This is a genomic window from Enterobacter sp. BIDMC 27, from assembly GCF_000534415.1.
Classification (GTDB): Bacteria; Pseudomonadota; Gammaproteobacteria; order Enterobacterales; family Enterobacteriaceae; genus Enterobacter; species Enterobacter hormaechei_C.
In genome coordinates, this window is sequence record NZ_KI973179.1 from 49,179 (window position 1) to 68,854 (window position 19,676).

The window sequence follows — 19,676 nt, forward strand, 5'->3', positions numbered from 1 at the left end:
TTCCCACAGTCCGGGCCGTCTGCGAAGTTGACGTGTTTCCCACAGTCCGGGCCGTCTGCTAAGTTGACCTATTTCCCACATTCCGGGATGTCTGTGAAGTTGACGTGTTTCCCACAGTTCCGGGGGGCTACAAAGTTGACCTGTTTCCCACAGGACACCGATTCTATGGGCAGAATGATCTGCGGCCGGAGTCTGCAAAGATTAATCTTGAGTCGCAACTGTGCGCCAAAGAGATATGACTAGATAAATAATCTGGAGCCGCCATAATAAGCATGAAGTCATGATTTCATGCAATCATTAAATAGCTTTGTACTCTTTAGTAAGCGAGGTGACAGGCGATTGGAGTGCATATACTTAGATGAAAGGATGAAATCATGATTTCATCCTTTCATGAAGGCGGGGAGGGGCTGAGTGGTTAACCCAGAAATGAAATCATGATTTCATTATTTCATTTTATTGCGATACATTTCATATCCTGCAAGGAGCATATCTGTCATCGATATTCCCTGTTCTGCCGCGTAAGCTTTCATCTCTTTATGCTTAGATACCGGCACTTTGATTTGGATAGGTTTAACCGACGAATCAGGCGCAGCTCCCTTTCCGGTAACATCCAGAGTTGGCTCATCCTCCTTAGGAGGCGCTAGTTTTATTGACTTTCCTGGGGCTTTCATAGAACTCCTCATGTCCAAAATAATGAAATCTTTAAATCATGCTATCATGAGTTAATGATATCATGAATCTCTTCAATCATTTGTTTTGCCGTTTCGTTTAAGGATTTGAAAGGAGTTTCATGGAGGGCACGCCCCGCATCCAGAGCCTCGCCGTAACTGGTTTTGAATGGAATGATTGTATTGAGAACTTTGAAGCCCCACGCTTTGATTGTTTCCTGAGCTTTTTCGCCCTGCGACTGAGATGGTGACTTAGCGACAATGAATACGATTTTGTTTTTCTCAATGCCCTTTTTAATCAATTCGCGGGCAAGTTCCAGAGAAGGTTCCAGATCATCAATTGTGGTCCCAGTGGTTATGATCACGAGATCAGATTCATCAGCCACATCCAGTGATGTTGTCTCTGCTGCAGGACGACCATCAATGATAAGCAAATGGCAGCTATCTTTCATTTTGACAGCTGTATCTACCCGGCGGTAAAGAGCGCAGTCAATTTGACTTAGACCATTGTTCTCGCGTCGTTCTGTCCACTTCAGAGAGGTTTGTTGCTTCGTGTCTATATCCGCCAGATGAGTCTTCCATCCAGCTTCAGTAAACCCAACAGCAAGTGTTCTGGCTTTGGTACTTTTTGAACCTCCGCCTTTCTGACCAACGATCGATATAACCTTTCCCATATTAACCACCTTCATTAAATCATGATTTCATTAAACACATACATCCCACTTCTCATATTGCCCAAAATCGAACAACTTAACAAGATGAAATCATGATTTAATGATATAATTATAGCATGATTAATGTAACTGACTGATAGTAATACATTGCAAAACAATGAAAGCATGATGTAATGATTTCATGATTAAGTGCGCGAGGATAGTTTATGAAACAGTACACATTGAAAATCTACTTTGGAGATAAATCTGAGCCTGCTTTTTTTGGTGGCGATTGAATCGCCACGGATAATCTAGACACTTCCTAGCCGTTGATAATACTGGTTTTCATATTCTGTCGGTGACATCTGATCGCTGGAACCATGCCGACGCTTACTGTTATAAAACATTTCGATGTAATCAAAAATATCGCTGCGGGCTTCTTCCCGCGTTCCGTAGCTCTTTTTCTTTATCCGTTCGCGTTTCAACAACTGGAAAAAGCTTTCTGCAACCGCATTATCATGGCAGTTACCGCGACGGCTCATGCTGCCCTCCAGGCCGTGTGATTTCAGGAACGACTGCCACTCATGGCTTGTGTACTGACTGCCCTGATCCGAATGAACCAGCACCTGTTTTTGGGGATTACGGCGCCATACAGCCATCAGCAGTGCGTTCAGGACAATGTCCTTTGTCATCCGGGATTGCATGGACCAGCCGATAATTTTGCGTGAGAACAGATCAACAACCACGGCAAGATACAGCCAGCCTTCGTGGGTCCTGATGTAGGTTATGTCCGTTACCCAACGCTTATCCGGAGCATCCGGATTGAACTGTCGCTGGAGCCTGTTGGGCGACACGATACTGGCCTCGCCTTTACGTGCCCGCGGGCTCCGGTATCCGACCTGAGCCTTTATCCCGACACGTTTCATCAGTCGCCAGACTCTGTTCACTCCGCACTGTTGCCCGCTGTCCCGCAGATCCAGATGGATTTTGCGATAACCATAGACGCATCCCGATTCCAGCCAGAACTGTTTAATCTGTCCTGTCAGTCTCAGGTCTGCCTGATGGCGTTGTGAATGCGGCTGCTGAAGCCAGGCGTAAAAACCACTGGGATGAACATCCAGCACCCGACAGAGCAGGCGAACAGGCCAGCAACAGGTGTTGTCACGGATAAAGGCGTACCTCAGTCGGACAGCTTTGCGAAGTACGCCGCGGCTTTTTTTAATATGTCCCGTTCGTCGGTAACCCGCTTCAGCTCTTTCTGGAGACGGCGGATCTCGGCCTGAGCATCTGACTGTTCTTTATTAGCGGAAGAATCCGGACCGTACTTCTTTATCCAGGCGTAAAGGCTGTGGGTGGTGATATCGAGACGTGTTGCAACGCTGGCAACAGAATAACCGCGATCAACAACCTGTTTGACTGCTTCAGTTTTAAACTCTTCGGGATAACGCTTACCGCTCATGGGCACCTCTCTTTAAGCCATCTTAAATGACTCTGAGGTGTCTGTTAAACCCGTGGCGATTCAGACAGGCAGGATGATTCATCGAATACGACACCGTTCCAGGTGGCTCTTAAAAAGTCGCGAGACTGTAATTCATATGCCGCTTGCTTATGTACGGGTAAAGAATTGCCACTCTCTGTGAGGCTCCGAGTGGAGAAACATCATTTAGCTCGCTTCCCACTCACGGGTATAAAACACAGAGAGGACTGCAGATTCTATAGTAGCCTCAGTCCTGAAGGGCCGCAGGGGTGTTATACACAGGACGCATTGAAAGAGAAGCCAGATGGAACAATCAATATTAAGCTTGATTACCCATTGCAGGTAACCGGTCCGTCAACTCCCATAGATAGTTCTCTGCGTTCTGGTGATGCTTCACGGAACAATAAACGCGACACAGTTTCTATTCTTGGTCTTCTGCATTTTATCTGGGAGACAACCAGCTATAACACATGGGTACCTAAAATGAACGGTATGCGTTCATCCACCAAACTGGGTTATCACTTGTTTAAGCAGGCAGAAAAGATAGAAGCAGGCAAAACAAAATTATCTGACGTTCTGCTCACTCCGGCCTACACGAACTCCAGCGATAGCAGAAGAAACAGCATGACTGTCGAACGTGCGAAAGTTAATAAACAACGTCTTGTAGTTATTGCTGAGCTTGCTAAGTTCTCTGAAAATTACATGGATGGATTAAATCGACTTCCTGTACGTGACTTTTCCGGCATGCCTTTTCTGGGGCTTGATGATGACAGATGGAAGTCTGCGTTAAGCAGATTCCCAAATGCTGTGAATGGCTGGATGAAAGGGATGAAGGTATTTGTAATCGCTGTTACGGATGTTCCTGGTGCAAAATCAGCCCAGGTGAGACAGCTGGCCCTGATGATGGTAAGTGATCGCTACATACCACTTGATTCATTGAATGAAGGGGCGTTTGAACAAAAGCTATTCGAGCTGGAGCGATCGTTTTACAAACCCCTACGTTATGATTCATCCACTCATGAATACCTCGCGGATTTTTGCCTCACTGATGTTTCTACAGATAACCATTTACCAATTCCTGTGGAAATATGGGGGATGAACACTCCTGATTATCAAGAACATCGGATGGTAAAGGAAAGATGGTACAACGCAAATTATGGCGCAACTGGTTGGTTAGCATGGGATGCAACTCGAACATCTGTAGACAGTATAGAATCGCTTTTGCCAAAGAAAATGAAATCATTATATCATGATATCATCAAATAATGATTTGCGCGTTGCCGCTATCTAAAGGGATCACCTTCCTGCAAAACTGCTTTAGCGGGAAGGTGATTCTGTCCAGCGGCCACAAAAAAGCCGCCCAGAAGGACGGCTATAAACTTTTATGTTTTACCAGTTGGTACTGGCTGAGCACCTTAACGGAAACTCTTGATTAGTTGGGCAATTGCCGCAACTAGGTTGATTATAGCAATAGCATGTTCAATCATCCCGCACCTCCATCTCTGTGGTGCGTTGGTTACTAAGCAGTCCCCATCCCTATAAAACGCCCATCCGGTTATGCCCTTCATCTGCTAAGAGGAAGTTCACCACGCCACCGCCGAGGCTATCCGGCACCACCCGCTGATAGAGGGCTTGCATTCTTGCTACCTGCTTGCCGATAGGGAGAACACTGGTTGGTATAACAAATTCATAAAATTAATAGGAGAATTAAATGAACTGATCTTTAACTTAAAAGTACTACTTACCTTCATTTGAAGGATACAACTAACAACTAGCGGTACTATTGCATGACTTTGTTTCTCTTAGCGATGGAATTATAAGGATAAATCCTATAGCTGCCAATATGTTTGATCGAATATTAAGGTTGTATTATAGTGAAGTTGCTAAGAGGAAGTTCACCATCCTGCCGAGGCTGATCACCAGTCAGCAACGACAAAATCAAAACCCCGGCCTACCATCCGGGGTTTTGTGCTATCTGGATTCCGTCAATTTATTCGTTGTCTCACTTGGACGCACAGGATCTTCTGTCCAGTCAAAGAAGACGTCATCGGATTACCATCTGCACTAAACAACAGATACACAAAAAATGCCATTCTCCTTGGACATTTCGGCACTATCGGAATAAATGACCATAAAATATTTTGCTTGGTCGTATTTATTTTTCTTGCAGAAATACGCCAGCCTGTGCCGGGCGGTGACTGCACTGACCGAAGTCACCTGCCATTTCCCTTCAGCAGCGCCACCGCTTCATCGCCTGGCATCTGGAACTGCACCCGGTGCCGTGCCGCGACATCGAGCGCAAACACTTTCGTGTAGACCTCCGTAGAGCTGACTGACTTGTGTCCCATCAGGCTCTGCAGCACCTTCAGCGGAATGCCGGCATACAGCATGTGCATCCCGTAGCTGTGACGGAACGTGTGCGGGGTAACCGGTACCGAAAACGTTACCCCGTCGGCGGCAGCCGCATCAACAGCTTCATTTATCCAGGTCCGAACCGTCCTGTCGGTGATTTCCCAGATGCGTGCCTTCTCGGTTCTGCCGGTGCGTTTATTACGGCGCTCCAGCGGAATTTTCAGGGTGGCCACCATCATTTCCAGCTGGCGGGCATACTGCGGATCGGAAAGTGGAACGATACGATGGGGCAGACTACCGGCCGGAGCGCGGCCGGCCGTTCTGGTGGCTTTTTCGGTCCGCTGTTTGAGCGTGGCCAGCTGCACGAACGGCCAGGGCGGTGCCAGCGAAAAATCACTCCGTGTCAGGGCCAGCGCTTCGTTAATACGGGCGCCGGTGTTCCACAGGGTGGCCAGCAGCATCTTACGGTGAAGATCGGGGACGTAGTGGAGCAGGGCGCTCACTTCCGGCGCCAGCAGGTATTTCGGTAGTTCGTCCTGAACGAGTGCCATCTGGCGCAGGGCCAGCGCGGCGGGGTAGTCGATGGCCACCGGCAGCTGCGCGGCAGAAAAGGAAACGCCCTGGCCAGGTATTGCCGGCATCATTGCTTGTTGTCCCCGCTGGACAGGTATTTCAGTGTAAGTCGTGCCAGTGCTTTCTGCGCGTAATCCTCACCCGCAAGCACACTGATGTCATGGTTCATTCCGGCTTATCCTCGTTCGCTAAACAGCTTAGGCATTTCATCAAAAATCATCAGGTGACGGGTGCGCTTTCCGCGAAAAATGCGCCTCATCACTGGCGTGAAATCCGCAGGCTCCCAGCCATAGGGCCACGTATAGTAAATCCCTTCCTGCAGCGTGCTGTCGCGTCGTTCTGGTCCGGCAACGATACGTCTGACCTCCCTGCTCAGCGCCTCACCGCGCAGGCCGTACTGGCCCAGGTAGCGGCGCAGCCGCGTTCTCGGCATCCGCGGATCGGATTTCACGTAAGCATTAATATTCATATGCTGGGTGGCGGTGAGGATATTCATGCCGTACTTGCGCATGGTGCTGAAAGCGGTGGCCATCACGTCCGTTTCTGTCTGTGGGTCATCATCGGTTCTGTTCATCTGGTTTTCTGTTTACTGGCTAAAGGGTTGTTGTGTGGACCGCTCGGTTAAGCTGACGCGGTGTCATCCTGCAAAGACCGGAAGGCAAGCAGGGCGTCCGCCCTGGAGGCCAGCTCGATACAGTCACCGTGCTGTGGGTTAATTTCTTCGTCAATGGCTTCGTTGTAACGCATGCGAAGCCGCCACCCCTTCATCGGTGGTGCGTTCTGTATGGCCAGTACCATCCCTTCCGGCGACAGCAGTTCACGGAGGGTGTAGCAGGCGCCGATCCGGGTCGAGTCCCGCAGCCACATCACGGGATACTCACTGACCAGCTGGTCATACACACATTCCGGCGTATGGAAGTAATTTCCCTCCGCCCTGCATAAATCACACATTCGCGTTCCTTTTATCGAGAAACCCTGTCAGACCGGGTCCGGTATAAAACGGCCAGGCTCAAACGGCCAGCGCTTGTCGCCTTGGGAATACACCTCGATCCACGCCAGTGTCCCCTGCTCAAAATACAGGTGATAACCGTCACCGGCACTGAGGGTCAGCATCCCGTCAAAACAGGTATCGGTTCGCGTACCGTCACCCATCCAGCGAAGCAGGCGGCCTTCAGCGGAAATCTCGTAAAATTCACACTCGCAGTCCAGATCGTCGGTCTGAAAGTCCGTCCCGGTGACTCCGTCCGGCATCCGGTACCGGAATCTGACCGTATCAAACATTCCCATGTGTTTGCTTCCTTAAATTGATGAGAAATCCCGCCTTGCTGAAAGTGTCTTCCTAAATGCGTCGGATTATTTTCCGGGTCGCATTAACATCGTGCTTAACCTTGAAAGGGTTGTCTTCAATACCCGGTTCATCACTGACGCAGTCATCGCTTTCACGTCGGCGCCATCCTCCCATAGGTTCAACGAAGATCCCGACGACGTATCCTTCCTGAGTGAGTAAATGTTTTGCCGGTGGGATCTGGGCGACCCCTTTCAGAACCGGATATTCAGTAGTTCGCTCATAGATGACATCGTGTCCTTCATCATGGAGTTCCTGAATTAACGCGTCAGCTGTTCTGTATTTCGATACCTGCATTCAAAGATCCTCCTGAAGCATTTGAAGAGATACTCATGGAAATAATCACCATGCGCAATCATTCCCTGCTCACACGCCTGAATGTCACGCTTGAGGATTTTCCCCTGCCGTCATCATTTTCAGGCTGATAATAAGCAGCCATATAGCCACGTCGTTAAATTACCGGATGGCCGTTTCGGTGTGATCCGATTTTTTGCGTATTCAACAGTTTCCGGAAGTGTACCACGCACACGAAATAAGCAAAGCGGCAATATCTGCCCCTGCGCGACGGGTCACGGGGAAGGGGGTAAACACAACATATAGAAGAAACAGCAGCTGACAGAGTGGCACATCTTGTGTTTCTGCGCCGCAGCGCGCCCGTGCGCCTGAGGCAGATCCGGAACAATGAGTTTTCGGATCCCGGGAGAAGAAGAGAGAGATTGTTGCAGAATAAGCACAAAAAACGGTGAATTGTTGTGATGTGGAGATTATTGCTTAGTAAGCAAAACTAATGGAATGGTGGTGACAATATCGCAACAAAAGGTCTGGGAAAACTTTTTTTCATTTTTTTTTGGAAGGCGGCCTTAAAGGCCGCGTCGGATTTCCTAAATACAGTTTTACATAAGGAACATCGTATGACTGTATTTCTCATCCTCACCGCCATCGCATATGGCATCTTTCAAACCGGCTGCATCATTCAGTTAGTAGTGAAGGGGTATCAGGGCTGGACATTATTCTGGAAAAACTATGACCGTCTCCCCCATATTTACCGTTCTCACTGGCGATATCAGAGACGCTTCATTTTCAGACGCATCTGGAAACGTATCTTCAGCCATTGATAATCTTATCGAGCGGCATCCCCAGCCCGGCCAGCCAGCACAGACAGCACCAGGTCGTGTACACCATACTGGTCTGGCCTGATTTCCACTTCCGGATTGTCCGCTCGTTCACAGCCAGCCGGTTGGCCAGCTGGCTGTCAGTAAGGGAGATAAGTCCCCTGACCAGCTGGATTTCGTCGACTGTGGGCTTCTGCCAGTCTTCTCCGCTGACCAGCGTATAGCCATTAAACTTTTTGGCCTCGATAAGATCGCTGAAATACCTTTCGGCATCCGCATTCATAATTCATCCTCCTGAGCAGATTGCCAAAGCACAGGGTTTTCCGGCGTATAATAATAGGCATGATCCAAATCCTGCTTATCCAGATATTCATTAAGCTTGCTTAGCTCATAGGCTGAATAAAAAGTACTGGAAGAGCCAACATTATACATATCGATTGTTGTCATTACATTGTCAATGTAATCAAACGAGACCTTGAAAAAGTTTAGGCTCCGGTCTTGGCTGCATTTTAGTTGCTCGGGACGAGGAGAAAAAACGTCTATTCGCGGATTGAAATATGATGCAACGCCAGTAATAAAGCTGAGAGTAAAGTTATGGGATAAAGGAAGATAAATTCTGTTTTCATCTTTATAAAGACAAAAGATATTGGGTGCTATTGCGAATGCCGGTCTGGGTTCAGTGCTGTCGAAATCATGACCTGTATGAATAACCTCAATGGTATGGATACCAGCAAAAATCTTGTTTCTTAATATATTGATTTTGTCATATAGAGTTGGTTTATTCAGAATTGATAAAAGTCCAAACAAAACAAACAGCGCTCTGCTTTTATCTTCTTCGGAAGAAACTGAATTAGCAACGCGCAAAATTTTGAGATAGAAATGATCGTCCATTAACTCAGGATTTGTGTGAGGCAACTGATTTATCGAATGGATGTATTCTGATAAGTGATCCTGTATATCTGCATGGAACTGTTCGAGCATTTCATGCTTGTACGGATTTTTATTTTGTGGATTGTGCAGATTGAGCATTAACTGCATCACCGCAAAACTGGCGAGTTTCTCTACCGGAAAATCTTCCGGCTGCGTGTGACGAAGGCGTGAGAAATTGTGCTCATGAATGATATCGTTCACGATCCCGGCGGTCAGGCGTTCGTAGACACCCAGTTCGTCTTCAATATCGAAAGGCTGCCCTGTCTCAGCATCAATAAGACGAAAGCAGTTTTTCGATACTGCCACACTGGATATTGGCAGAGGTTGCGTGTGAAGAACGTTTTCTTTATCAGGCGTCATATACACGGTGTGACACCATACTCGCTGCTTTTCTTTTGCAGACAGGGCTGTGTCGTCGCTGCGAAAGTTGCGTAGCACCCACTGAGAAAGTACATGCTGATTTTTTGTGTAGTCCATAAAATTTCTCACTGATTAAACAGGTATACCGCATCAGAAGTCGAATTCTGTTGCCTCATCGTGACCTGCAAGTCTGACGGGTTCGGGAACATGTTTACGGCGAACGATTTTTTCCGGATAGCTGAGGAAATGCTTTTCAAAAACCCGGATAAGAGCGTCATTCCAGGTTGCCTTTATTCTTATCCGGACCTCATGCGGCTCTATGACGGTTATATTATAACGCTGGTTAGTTGAGTTATTTTCTTGAAACTTACGAAGAGACTCTCTAGAATCATCGCCGAGTTTACCAGTAGTCCATAACTCAACATTAATTTCAGCATTGGGGTATTCCCTTTTGGCATAATCGAAGAATACCGGCACCTGTTTACCAATCCATCTTTTCACATCTTCATGTTTCACTGTCGAATAGGGCTTATAACCCTTGCATTCAATAAAGGTGATTTTTGCATTTCCCTGTCGGCTCAGGACATCGCATTCTGCAGTCCCCTTCCTCTCTGACTTACATATTTTACCAACCTCAACATCATTACTGTTTATGCGCACGGTCTCAGCGACAATATATTCAAATAAATCCCCCTGAAGCTGACTGGTTACTCCGGCAATACTCTCAAGCTTGGACATGATGTCATCTATTGCGGCTATATTATCTCTTAAGCTGAGCGTTATTGAACCAACCAGATCCCGTAACTGAAAGAGTGCATCAGCAAAGTCTTTTCCGAACAGATTCTCCGGTGTCGCGGGTATTATCCCGGCACGCTTCATTTCCAGAAAAGCTTCTTCGCTGTATTCGTCGGCAACAAACATAAACAGGCATCTTGGGCTGTTCCTGAGGCTGTTTATTGAACGACATTTTGTAATAAAGGGCTGGAGGTGCACAAGACTGAGCTTACAGCCCAGAAGCATATCGCAGACAAAGAAACCAGGCCGAATTTCCCCTGACCGGGAGAACTGCAGAAGAGGATTAAGATAGGATGCAGCAGTGACGTCAAAATCAAAATTTGCCACACAGGGCGCCTGATCTGAATCGAGTTCTTCCCGTGTGCGCAGCGTGTCGTAACTGATGATACCGTTATGTCGGACCCACTGACTCAGGGATTTCATCAGAACGGACTCTGTAAGCAGCCTCGCTTTGAGGGGATGGAGCGCGCGCTGATACCCGTTATCATTTTTTTCTGTCAGGGCCACACACTCCCCCAGACCGGGTAACGTAACGAACCTGACCATTTTGTACTGAAGCAGACCGTCCAGAACTGACTTCCATGATAATCTGTTTTTCATTGCTACCGGTGAACCGCAGGCAGAAGGAAAATGCCTGACCGGCAGGATCCCCCCGCGAGCCCGGAGGCAACTCAGGGCAAGACCGTAGGCCGATCCGGTATCAAGGAGGGCTGTATTGAGACTGGACCAGAAGCGCCCGGTACCATACTGCTGCTTCAGATAAATAAATCGTTCGCGCTTGGGGAAAAGCTTGTCAACACAGTGGATCTGCCCTGCAGAAGCCGCCCGGGAAATCTGTTTGCGCGCGGTATCACGATTAACTCCCTGGGTTTTCTGCATTTCCTCTACAAGTACAGAGCTAAGGCAAGGACCGGTTTTGCGTAACGAAGTAACTATAAGTGATGTCATCTTTTGCTCGCTTGTCACACTGCGTATTTAATAATAACAATACACTTGAGCTGCTAAACAACAAAGCCTGTGTTTTAGTTAAATAATTACAGTAACTTAAAAGACATATATAAGGCTGTTTAGATTATCTGTCACAAACCAGTTTATCCTGAAGGAAACACTGTTACTTACAAACGTAGTATGGATGACAGGTACAACCTAAAAGATTCAGCCATCAAGCTCATGCAACTTCGTGAATTCAACGTTCACAATTTCATCGAGACAAACAGATATACCATGTCGATCAATACCGAACACTGCACCGCTATCCGGCGGCAATTCTCTAACGGACGTGTATGCGTAACTCAGCGCGGCTTCAAATGCACCTTTTTCATACTCAATATCTGCCCTGAAACAGACTATGCAGGGTTTCAGTACCTTAAGATAATGTTCTGTAAGATCCTGCCCATACTTTTTCTGGTAAGCATTGCAGACATCCTCTACCAGCTCCGGTAGCCGCAGATAATCGTGCTGCCAGAGTTTGCGGGCATGAAAATGAACCTCCTGTACAAGGTGCCCGTATGGCCCCCAGTGCATTTCGTTTCTGGTGCGCGTCCGGAAGAGAGTATCAGGTACGCCAGCATGAAAATTCCACGCCTGCAATCTCTCTTTGACCACAACGTCTGGTGCGAGATTTACCAGCATATCCATCACCAGTGACTCAGTCTGGTTCAGCGGAAGTAAACCACTGTCAAAAGTATTGTCAGCTGAAGTGCGGGTACCGTGAAACCAGTATGCGGTGGTGAACTTGCCCGGAGAACCCAGCTCCCTACATGCGTACTCTCTCAGATATTGTTGCGAGTCGATCATGATGGAATGATCCGTCTCGTAAATCTGTTCAAGATCGAGAGATAACAAAACCTTTTTTAGCTCCATTACACTGCAACCAAAACCGGAGGAAAGTGAAAGCAGCGCCTGAGATCGTGAGGAGCAATCGAGAATCAACATTGTGTAAATCCCTCACAAACCCAAGACGTTAACAGCTGGGGCTCCACGGCGGGCCATATTGTCGAGCAGCAGGGTCGCATAATATTTCAGAAAGGGTAAAAGCTCCGGAGCGCTGAAGCTGGCGTAGACGTCCCCATCTCCATGGGATTCTCTGAAAACAATCCAGTCTACAAGGTGTGCATCGCTGACTGACTTTACCTGGACACAAAAATGAGCCACTGAATTCCGCATCTTATGGATCAACTCCCGCAGGTTCATTTCCGGTCCGGGCAACTGTGACTCATGTAATCCCATTTCAGCTTTAAGCTGCAGCGTTAAACGGTCGGCAGGCAGGAAAGATAGCGCCCTCTCTTTCGGTAAAACAATAAGACCCAGAAGGCAATTCAGGGTCAACGTGTAGTTGTACTGCTCCCTGAATGGCTTGCCCTGCACCTCAATCATTTCGTTATATTGATCGATAAGCGCCAGTGTTCGCTGAACAAAATCGGTCTCAAAATCTGAATAATTTCCCATCTAACCCTCCCGTTCCGGTTCGAGAATCCACTATACCATCCGGTCAGCCTGACGGCTCTGGTACGACATTTCCGATTAAGCCAGAAATCGGATCTCAGGAGTAGGAGATACACGATTAATGGAAAAGGTATAAGGAGACATAAGAAACATAAAAAAAAGAATATATATGGTTATCAGAAATGCTTGTTGCTGTTAGAAATTTTCCAGGTTATTTTGTTTAAAACCGTTCGCAAACGGTTTTTTAAAAAGAAGATAATCCATGTAGCAGGACTTACATAAATGAACGCAAAATCATCACCTGAACGCGGCAGGATAAATCGCGAAACTGCCCAGAACAGTGGGTTCACTGAAATTAAACTGATCGCGCGCTCAGATCAGGACCGCCTGGAGATTGAGAAAATGAAATATGACCAGTTAGTACGATTCATCCATCAACAGCCGGCGAATGCCGAGCTTGCACCACCGGTACGCAAAGCTGTACTGGAGGCTCTGGGGTTAAAGGGTTCCCCCCTGTATGCCACCACTCATGGTGCCATGAGCCATATCATTACCACCATGATGGACTATGGCATGACGGCCCAGGTGGTACCGGCCGTCCAGATCTACAGCGCCTGTTTCCCGACCAGCCTCAACTACGTACTGAAATCCTTCCCGGGTAAGGTGCATAACTACCTGTGCCGGCATGGCGATGCCTCTTCGGTGGTGACCTGGACTGAGCGGAACCCGGACTGGGGCGATCGCATCATTGCCAGCGTCCTTGACGGTACATTCGATGCCGTTCTTTACCAGATGCGCACCGCCGTCGGGGCCATGACGCTTAATCAGCCAGTCCTGACCATGCTTCGCCGTCTGAAGGAAGATGCCAGCGGGATTAATGCCGGCGCGCAGGAACAGGCACAGCAGATCCTCGACAAGGCCCCGGAGACGCTTATCCAGTCACCCCGCCAGTGGGATACCGACTGCAATGCCCTGCGCGCGTTTATCCTGTATTTCCTGCTCGTTGATCTTGAAAAACGCTACGGCGATATGGCGTGTGGTGAACGCACCTTTGAGATCCCGTTCTACGAGTGGCAACGTGAAGTCGCTGAAATGCCGGCGACCGGTGTTGTGTCGTTTAAGGAAGACTCCGAACTGGCTGAAGAGTATGACTACGGGCTGTGCATTGGCTGGCGTTACGATAAGTGGGAGCAGTTTTTCTACCAGGCCGCACTCGGGGCCGTTTATCTACTGAACCCCCGCGTCGCCCCCAGGGGTACGCTGAAAACCTCGGCTCTTGAGCCGGGTATGGCCATCCGTTACGCAGAGGACATGCTGGAAAAATACCTGCCGTATACCGGACGTGCTTTAGTGGACAGTCCGGTCGGGACGGGCAATATGTTTGATCGTGCCTGCCGTGCTGCACGCAAGCTTCCGGATAGTCTTCTGCGCCAGATCCGCGAAGAGTTTGGCAGCTTCGGTACCATCACAGATCCGGTGCGGTTTGCAGACATGACATCTGACTTCCTCACTCCGGATGAGGCCCGCCTGCTCAGCAGTGATTTTCTTCACGACTAATATGTACCCCTTCAAAAAAGGTCCCTCCGGGGGCCTTTTTTTATACCATTCAGTCAATCAGCGTCCTGCGAATGGCGGCCATAACAAGTTCGTAGTGAACAACCGGGCTGGCGGCCAGACGCAAACCGCCTGCCCAGCATTCATCCGAGAAGATCAGCGCCTCATTACCGGTGCGCTGTTCCGGTGCACGGCTGGCCAGCCAGCGTGCCACAACTTCCTGACGGGTTCTCTTCATTGCTTTGTCCTCACGGAGTTAATTACCCCCTGATCCTGCCGTCACGACTCCGTTATTGCATCGTCTCATTTCGTTCTCCGCCCTCTGACTCCGCTCCGGGAATCTTTTGCCTCACACGCTGCTGCCAGTCTTCCCCGGGGAAATCGTAGCAGGAGTCGCCCAGGCCCCCGGATAACCCGCATCATACAGTCTGTTACGCAGCATCTTGACACTGTCCACGGAGACAGGCTCTGCGAGATCGAGTGAAACGGTGGCCAGTGTCGCCAGACTTGAGTCAGTCAGCCGGAAATCTGCCGGCAAATAAATGTGTGCAGTGCGCAGATCCCCTTTCATTACCCGGATATCATGAAAATTACTGAACAGCCGACGCAGGAAATCCGGAACAGCCACTCCCCTTGCATGCACGACAGCTTCATCGCTCCGGTCCATGAACTCTGCCACGGGATTTTCTTTCGCCACCACCTCCAGGAGTTGCTGCAGCGACGGCCAGTATTTGCCATCAAATTGGCTGCGAAGGCCATCAAGTTTTTCACGCAAAAAAGAGGAGTAATGTCCGTTCTGGCCAGAAGCTGCGTCAATCAGATCGACGATATGGGCTGTATGTTCTATGTAAAAAGCATTGCGGTTAAGTATATCTTCCCGTTCCGTCAGCATTCTGCCGAGTTCTGCGGCCTTAGTTGCAATCCCCTCATTCAGGAAAGCCAGTCTTGAGTGATCAGCCTTCAGGCGCCTGTGGTGCTCAGCAGTTCCGTATACACCGGCCAGGAATATCTGTGCCAGCAAATTCCAGCACTGCTCACCGGTGAGCGCATGTCGCGCAATGTCATGCCATACCGGATTCATCTCTGTATCACGTGAAATGAGCCTTTCCAGCACAGACCAGGATGGTTCATACAATGTCTTTTCACGTAGATCGTCACGGTATGATTTCATTATCTCCAGCACATCGGCGGCAGTTCGGGCAGGGATGAATTTCATTTCTTTTCCTCATCAGTTTTGCTGTCACGGTCATTATGTCCACGCCTGAGGGGAATGTCGGTAACACAGGAGAGGAATATTTTGGGCTGCTGTGTTACCCGGTTCCGGTTCTGCCTTTTTTCGGATCCCGGCATAAGAAGAGATGAATTATTGCATCAAAGTCAATAAAGAAGACAGATTATTGTATATTGAAGATTATTGCTTTTTAAGCAAAAAAACATTTCATTTAATACATTTATGATAGTAATGATGAATCTTTTCGGTAAGCACGAATGATATGAAAACCACAATGATGTTATTTAAAAATCCGTTTAAAATACAGACTCACATATCGTAGAAGGACATGGTCTTCCCGATAAGCTTTCGTAAATAGTGTTCGTAGCTTTTAAGGATAAATATGATATTTGCACGGCAATCAAATGAACCTGCTCATAACGAGCCCTCTTTTGTCAGAGATTTCCACTATCTGACAGCGTTGATACAGCATCTGGGTGCGCATGAACGCTGGAACAGCAGAACTCCAAGAAATATTGCTGATAGCCTAGGTATGGATATGCAGGAGGTGGAACGAGTACTTGCTTCCTATCCGGCGTTTTTCAGACGCTCTTCCAACCTCAGTTCTCAGGGCGAGCCTCTGTATATGATCCATCTCCGCTATGCCAGAAGAAGGAAGAATAATGAAACTGACGCCCGTGAATCTCCTCCTGTCAGTGCGGCTGAGATGGGTATTATGCTGGATCTCGTGACAAAGATGATTGCCGTGGAAGAACAGAACAAAAGGCTCAGCTTCGAGATTAAAACCAATAATCTTAAAATATGGTCTGCTCTGGGGCTGGCCTTTCTTTCTTCCGCAACGGCGATTGCCACAGCATTACTGAAATAGGAGAATATGGATGAAACTGGAATCTTTTCGTGTTCGAAACTTCCGCTCTGTGTTTGACAGTGGGGTGATAACCACTGAGAAACTGACAGCAATTCTGGGGCGGAATGAAAGCGGCAAAACAAATTTGTTACTTGCTCTTAAAAGCCTTAATCCGGCAGAAGGTTTCGACAAACTCAATGATATAAAAGATTTCCCAAGGCATAGAAAACTGAGTGAATGTACTCCTGACACACCCGTTGTAGATACCACCTGGACATTAACCGAGACAGAACTGGCGGAACTCAGTGCAATTTATCCACGTGCACGAAATATTACTTATGTTGACATCAGTAGACGATACAATGGAAAACTCAGGTACATCAGTTTTAGTGGGCTTGAAAAATTCGCATATGATGTACAAAAAATAAAAAAAGAAGTCCGTAAAATAACGGCTCAAATTGATTTGTTTTTCGATAACCCCGAAAATAAAACAGAACAAACCCAGCCTGATATACAGGCTATAAGAGATATATGCAATGCCTTACTTCCAATTCCGGACGATCCAATTGGCTGGTCAGAACAGGCCAAGGGTAAACCTCAGGAGCTGAGAAAATTTCTGGTTAAGTATGACATCGAGCTTAAGTCGGAATCTGATGATGCTCTAGATGAACTGGAGGATACTCTTAACGAGATAAGCAATGATTCTACCCGAGCTCAACGGGCACGAGAATGGATTCTTACAAAAATCCCTGTCTTTGTGATGGTAGATGAATATCCTGAACTGAACGGTCACCATCAAATGGCTGAATATAATAATCGTAAACAGCAGGGCAAATTAACTAATGCCGATATCAATTTTGAGAAACTTTGCAAGGTGGCAGGGATTGACCCTGCCGAGCTGACGGCAAACAGAAATAATTCAGATGTTCGAAATCAGCTTGTAAACAGAGCGGGAGCTGTCGTTACGACAGAAATCCGAAGGCTATGGCAGGATAAACCTCTTAAAATCCGTTTTAATGTTGACAGTGATTATTTTGATACATATGTTTCGGATTCAAATAATGCCTACGATGTTGAGGTGAACCTGGACGAAAGAAGCCGGGGATTTAAGTGGTTCTTCTCATTCTATATAACATTTTTTGCTGATACCAAGGGCGGCTCAGCAGAAAATGCTATTATTTTACTGGATGAGCCAGGGCTTTACTTGCATGCTAAATCTCAAGCTGATCTTCTTAATCACCTTACCAATGATTTTGATAACCAGATTATCTATACCACTCACTCTCCATTCCTTGTACCAATTAAAAACATATCCGATATAAAAACTGTGTCAATTGCAGAGGATAAGGGTACGACGGTGACCAACGATCCCAGCGGGGATTCCACAACTTTATTCCCGTTGCAGGCCGCGCTGGGTTATGACATCGCACAGTCGTTATTTATTGGTTCCCATAATTTGATTGTTGAGGGCGTTACTGATTTCTGGTACCTCAGTACAATTTCAGATGTGCTGACGTCTGTCGGCAGAAAAGGCTTGAACAGCAAAATCACCATAACCCCTGCAGGCGGGGCACAGCGCGTATCCTACATGGTTTCTCTTCTGTCCTCTCAGAATCTTAATGTTGTTGTGCTTCTGGATGATGAGAAGCAAAGCCGGGAGACTTCAACTGAGCTTCAGCAGCAGGGCATGCTTACTAGAAAGAACGTAATATTTGTTTCTGATGCGTTGGAGTCTAAGCGTGACGAGTGCGATATCGAAGATCTCTTCAATCGTGAGACTTTCCTTCAGATGGTTGATGAAAGCTATGATCTGAAACCAGCTACTCTTAAACTGAATGATAAAATACCGCGGATTGTCAAACAGATTGAAAGCGCCTTCTCGGCAGACAAGAAACATTTTGTGAAAGCCAAACCCGCCCGCGCATTCATGAATCGTATGAAAGATGGCGATAATCAGATATTGTCCAAAGAAGAACTGGACCGTTTTGAAAAGCTGTTTGATCTGATAAACAAAAGAATGAATGCCCGCAATTAAATTTTAATCCTTAAGCAGTAAGTAAAAGGCCCGATAAATCGGGCCTATATACTTTCAACTCTTGAATGAATTCATTAAGGTTGTTATCGTGATAAATCTGAATGTTTATGTATGCGCCTAAGATGTAATTTTTACTTCTATCTTTCAAGTTGTTTAAATTTCTGTTCCTACGTCATCAGGAACTAACAACCCATTATGGTCTTTGTACCGCTTAATCTCAGAGAAAGTTGCATCGGAAATTGATTTATCAGGTAAACAGTACCCGTTATGGTAATCTTCGATATAGTCATAGTAGTCATCAATATCGCGCTGATCTATACCTAAAAACTCAGGGCCTTTTATCCGATCTTCAAGAAACTCACGTTGTAGTGAAGTGATACTTCCATCTCGCACGCCAAAATTAATCCAGCGCAAACAAACTGTTCGTGTAGGTGTTCCATAGTAATCCCTCAGAAGTGTTATGACGTGAGAATATTGCCCACGTAATAAAGGATCAATAATTTGGCTTTTTAAGTTTCCTTTTATAGCCTTAACCTGAATTCCAGCAATGTTGTGTGTGCCATGTATTAATGCTGTTTCTATTACCCCACTTTGGGGGTTTTTTCTAACAAAACGGATATCAGAACTACTGTGAGGCGCATATAAATGGGGATGCAGTTGATGAGTGCTAATAAATCCAGTCCCTATGGCTTTGTATTGATCGTATACACTCGATAAAGCCAACCTTGACCTTTGTGTACACCATGTAAATGCGGCTTGCCCCATTTTTTTATTATCATTGAGTTTACTTACCAAGTAAGCTTCAAAGACAAAACCAGCAAAGGATGGTAGTGTTAACTTAGACCTGAAAGTAACTTTTCCATTTACCTCCTCAAGATGTCCAGTTTCGATGCCATCAGCATATAGCTGGTTTCTGAATCGTTGCGCTAAAATTTTTCTACGCATTTCTGGAGTAATACTCCGATGATTAGGATCAATAATATCAAGTGGTACTTCAACTAAGGTAACTAACTCTTTCTCATCAATAATTATATTATCTGCCACAAAAGAAATCCTTAATATTTATTTTTAAGATGACATTCAAGTTGTTGAAGAAAGCAATAGTGAATTTTTTTTTATTCTAGGTCAAGTTCAGCATTAACCCCCCTTAAGCTTGCAAAGCTAGATTCGAACGGAAGGGCTGCTTAACCAGCTTCTTATATAAGGGGTTTGAAGCCCAATGGAGCGGAAATGTACGCTAAGAACCTAACTGCATGATTTTAGGTCTATGAAGTCGTGGCGTTGTTCGTCAGGTTTACG

Annotated in this window: 20 protein-coding genes and 1 pseudogene; 5 read left to right on the forward strand and 16 right to left on the reverse strand. The window is 46.9% G+C overall.

The annotated features are described in order from the left end of the window. Positions 1-443: 443 nt before the first annotated feature. From L463_RS00125 to L463_RS0123090, 3 genes are all read right to left on the reverse strand, one after another. Positions 444-671 carry a hypothetical protein gene (locus tag L463_RS00125; protein WP_032663682.1) on the reverse strand — a complete coding sequence of 76 codons (228 nt, stop codon included), beginning with the start codon at positions 669-671 and terminating at the stop codon, positions 444-446. Between the two features lie 44 nt (positions 672-715). Further along, a complete protein-coding gene (locus tag L463_RS23950; protein WP_032663680.1) occupies positions 716-1,342 on the reverse strand; it encodes a ParA family protein in 627 nt (208 codons plus the stop codon). Between the two features lie 290 nt (positions 1,343-1,632). Next, positions 1,633-2,780 (reverse strand): IS3 family transposase gene (locus L463_RS0123090; RefSeq protein ID WP_088581786.1). Its coding sequence is split into 2 segments (ribosomal slippage): positions 1,633-2,543 and positions 2,543-2,780, totalling 1,149 coding nucleotides; the frame shifts between segments, so codons are not numbered across the junction. 78 nt (positions 2,781-2,858) lie between these two features. On the opposite strand from L463_RS0123090, the pseudogene L463_RS00110 reads away from it, so the two are divergent. Beyond that, positions 2,859-4,064, forward strand: a pseudogene (locus L463_RS00110) (DUF1173 family protein); the annotation flags it as partial. A 947-nt stretch (positions 4,065-5,011) separates the two neighbouring features. Here the strand turns inward: L463_RS00110 and L463_RS00105 are convergent. The 5 genes from L463_RS00105 to L463_RS00085 all read right to left on the reverse strand — a co-directional run bounded on the left by L463_RS00105 (position 5,012) and on the right by L463_RS00085 (position 7,365). Continuing rightward, entirely contained in the window at positions 5,012-5,794 is a 783-nt protein-coding gene (locus L463_RS00105) for a site-specific integrase (protein ID WP_032663677.1), read from the reverse strand. Between the two features lie 104 nt (positions 5,795-5,898). Then, the gene (locus tag L463_RS00100; RefSeq protein WP_032663748.1) at positions 5,899-6,255 is read right to left on the reverse strand and encodes a hypothetical protein; all 357 of its coding nucleotides are present in this window, start codon (positions 6,253-6,255) and stop codon (positions 5,899-5,901) included. Positions 6,256-6,344: 89 nt separating this feature from the next. Beyond that, entirely contained in the window at positions 6,345-6,674 is a 330-nt protein-coding gene (locus L463_RS00095; RefSeq protein WP_032663674.1) for a hypothetical protein, read from the reverse strand. 27 nt (positions 6,675-6,701) lie between these two features. Continuing rightward, positions 6,702-7,010 carry a hypothetical protein gene (locus L463_RS24770; protein ID WP_032673381.1) on the reverse strand — a complete coding sequence of 103 codons (309 nt, stop codon included), beginning with the start codon at positions 7,008-7,010 and terminating at the stop codon, positions 6,702-6,704. Positions 7,011-7,062: 52 nt separating this feature from the next. Next, the gene (locus L463_RS00085; protein ID WP_032663671.1) at positions 7,063-7,365 is read right to left on the reverse strand and encodes a hypothetical protein; all 303 of its coding nucleotides are present in this window, start codon (positions 7,363-7,365) and stop codon (positions 7,063-7,065) included. Positions 7,366-7,979: 614 nt separating this feature from the next. On the opposite strand from L463_RS00085, the gene L463_RS00080 reads away from it, so the two are divergent. Further along, the gene (locus L463_RS00080) at positions 7,980-8,183 is read left to right on the forward strand and encodes a hypothetical protein (protein ID WP_020219159.1); all 204 of its coding nucleotides are present in this window, start codon (positions 7,980-7,982) and stop codon (positions 8,181-8,183) included. Here the strand turns inward: L463_RS00080 and L463_RS00075 are convergent. The 5 genes from L463_RS00075 to L463_RS00055 form a co-directional block, all read right to left on the reverse strand. Then, the gene (locus tag L463_RS00075) at positions 8,173-8,463 is read right to left on the reverse strand and encodes a helix-turn-helix domain-containing protein (protein WP_032673383.1); all 291 of its coding nucleotides are present in this window, start codon (positions 8,461-8,463) and stop codon (positions 8,173-8,175) included. The genes L463_RS00080 and L463_RS00075 overlap by 11 nt on opposite strands. After that, positions 8,460-9,587, reverse strand: a complete 1,128-nt coding sequence (locus tag L463_RS00070; RefSeq protein ID WP_032673385.1) for a DUF4238 domain-containing protein — start codon at positions 9,585-9,587, stop codon at positions 8,460-8,462. The genes L463_RS00075 and L463_RS00070 overlap by 4 nt, the downstream gene beginning before the upstream one ends. Positions 9,588-9,620: 33 nt before the next feature. Continuing rightward, on the reverse strand, positions 9,621-11,213 hold the full coding sequence (locus L463_RS00065; RefSeq protein ID WP_032673386.1) for a hypothetical protein: 1,593 nt from the start codon (positions 11,211-11,213) through the stop codon (positions 9,621-9,623). A gap of 207 nt (positions 11,214-11,420) precedes the next feature. Continuing rightward, the gene (locus L463_RS00060) at positions 11,421-12,200 is read right to left on the reverse strand and encodes a hypothetical protein (RefSeq protein WP_032673387.1); all 780 of its coding nucleotides are present in this window, start codon (positions 12,198-12,200) and stop codon (positions 11,421-11,423) included. Positions 12,201-12,212: 12 nt separating this feature from the next. After that, a complete protein-coding gene (locus L463_RS00055; protein ID WP_032673389.1) occupies positions 12,213-12,713 on the reverse strand; it encodes a HEPN family nuclease in 501 nt (166 codons plus the stop codon). 279 nt (positions 12,714-12,992) lie between these two features. Here L463_RS00055 and L463_RS00050 point away from each other — a divergent pair, with 279 nt between their 5' ends. Then, the gene (locus L463_RS00050; RefSeq protein ID WP_032656019.1) at positions 12,993-14,267 is read left to right on the forward strand and encodes a hypothetical protein; all 1,275 of its coding nucleotides are present in this window, start codon (positions 12,993-12,995) and stop codon (positions 14,265-14,267) included. Between the two features lie 49 nt (positions 14,268-14,316). Here the strand turns inward: L463_RS00050 and L463_RS00045 are convergent, their stop codons facing one another. Then, complete coding sequence (locus L463_RS00045) at positions 14,317-14,502, reverse strand: hypothetical protein (RefSeq protein WP_032656023.1); 186 nt, start codon at positions 14,500-14,502, stop codon at positions 14,317-14,319. A 111-nt stretch (positions 14,503-14,613) separates the two neighbouring features. Next, entirely contained in the window at positions 14,614-15,480 is an 867-nt protein-coding gene (locus L463_RS24455; protein ID WP_050596932.1) for a hypothetical protein, read from the reverse strand. A 397-nt stretch (positions 15,481-15,877) separates the two neighbouring features. Between L463_RS24455 and L463_RS00035 the strand changes: the two genes are divergently transcribed. Both L463_RS00035 and L463_RS00030 read left to right on the forward strand, forming a co-directional pair. Beyond that, the gene (locus L463_RS00035; RefSeq protein WP_032656026.1) at positions 15,878-16,363 is read left to right on the forward strand and encodes a hypothetical protein; all 486 of its coding nucleotides are present in this window, start codon (positions 15,878-15,880) and stop codon (positions 16,361-16,363) included. A 10-nt stretch (positions 16,364-16,373) separates the two neighbouring features. Continuing rightward, positions 16,374-18,377: an AAA family ATPase gene (locus L463_RS00030; protein ID WP_032656029.1), complete on the forward strand. Its 2,004-nt coding sequence runs from the start codon at positions 16,374-16,376 to the stop codon at positions 18,375-18,377. Between the two features lie 153 nt (positions 18,378-18,530). Here the strand turns inward: L463_RS00030 and L463_RS00025 are convergent, their stop codons facing one another. Then, positions 18,531-19,421: a hypothetical protein gene (locus L463_RS00025; RefSeq protein ID WP_045325874.1), complete on the reverse strand. Its 891-nt coding sequence runs from the start codon at positions 19,419-19,421 to the stop codon at positions 18,531-18,533. Positions 19,422-19,676 lie beyond the last annotated feature (255 nt).

Bases quoted from the DNA above. Each gene is read 5' to 3' on its own strand.
- L463_RS00105 (WP_032663677.1), bottom strand. From the start codon at position 5,794: ATGATGCCGGCAATACCTGGCCAGGGCGTTTCCTTTTCTGCCGCGCAG.
- L463_RS24455 (WP_050596932.1), bottom strand. From the start codon at position 15,480: ATGAAATTCATCCCTGCCCGAACTGCCGCCGATGTGCTGGAGATAATG.
- L463_RS00050 (WP_032656019.1), top strand. From the start codon at position 12,993: ATGAACGCAAAATCATCACCTGAACGCGGCAGGATAAATCGCGAAACT.
- L463_RS00070 (WP_032673385.1), bottom strand. From the start codon at position 9,587: ATGGACTACACAAAAAATCAGCATGTACTTTCTCAGTGGGTGCTACGC.
- L463_RS00035 (WP_032656026.1), top strand. From the start codon at position 15,878: ATGATATTTGCACGGCAATCAAATGAACCTGCTCATAACGAGCCCTCT.
- L463_RS00045 (WP_032656023.1), bottom strand. From the start codon at position 14,502: ATGAAGAGAACCCGTCAGGAAGTTGTGGCACGCTGGCTGGCCAGCCGT.
- L463_RS00030 (WP_032656029.1), top strand. From the start codon at position 16,374: ATGAAACTGGAATCTTTTCGTGTTCGAAACTTCCGCTCTGTGTTTGAC.
- L463_RS00125 (WP_032663682.1), bottom strand. From the start codon at position 671: ATGAAAGCCCCAGGAAAGTCAATAAAACTAGCGCCTCCTAAGGAGGAT.
- L463_RS00085 (WP_032663671.1), bottom strand. From the start codon at position 7,365: ATGCAGGTATCGAAATACAGAACAGCTGACGCGTTAATTCAGGAACTC.
- L463_RS00055 (WP_032673389.1), bottom strand. From the start codon at position 12,713: ATGGGAAATTATTCAGATTTTGAGACCGATTTTGTTCAGCGAACACTG.
- L463_RS00065 (WP_032673386.1), bottom strand. From the start codon at position 11,213: ATGACATCACTTATAGTTACTTCGTTACGCAAAACCGGTCCTTGCCTT.
- L463_RS00060 (WP_032673387.1), bottom strand. From the start codon at position 12,200: ATGTTGATTCTCGATTGCTCCTCACGATCTCAGGCGCTGCTTTCACTT.
- L463_RS23950 (WP_032663680.1), bottom strand. From the start codon at position 1,342: ATGGGAAAGGTTATATCGATCGTTGGTCAGAAAGGCGGAGGTTCAAAA.
- L463_RS00080 (WP_020219159.1), top strand. From the start codon at position 7,980: ATGACTGTATTTCTCATCCTCACCGCCATCGCATATGGCATCTTTCAA.
- L463_RS24770 (WP_032673381.1), bottom strand. From the start codon at position 7,010: ATGGGAATGTTTGATACGGTCAGATTCCGGTACCGGATGCCGGACGGA.
- L463_RS00075 (WP_032673383.1), bottom strand. From the start codon at position 8,463: ATGAATGCGGATGCCGAAAGGTATTTCAGCGATCTTATCGAGGCCAAA.
- L463_RS00100 (WP_032663748.1), bottom strand. From the start codon at position 6,255: ATGGCCACCGCTTTCAGCACCATGCGCAAGTACGGCATGAATATCCTC.
- L463_RS00095 (WP_032663674.1), bottom strand. From the start codon at position 6,674: ATGTGTGATTTATGCAGGGCGGAGGGAAATTACTTCCATACGCCGGAA.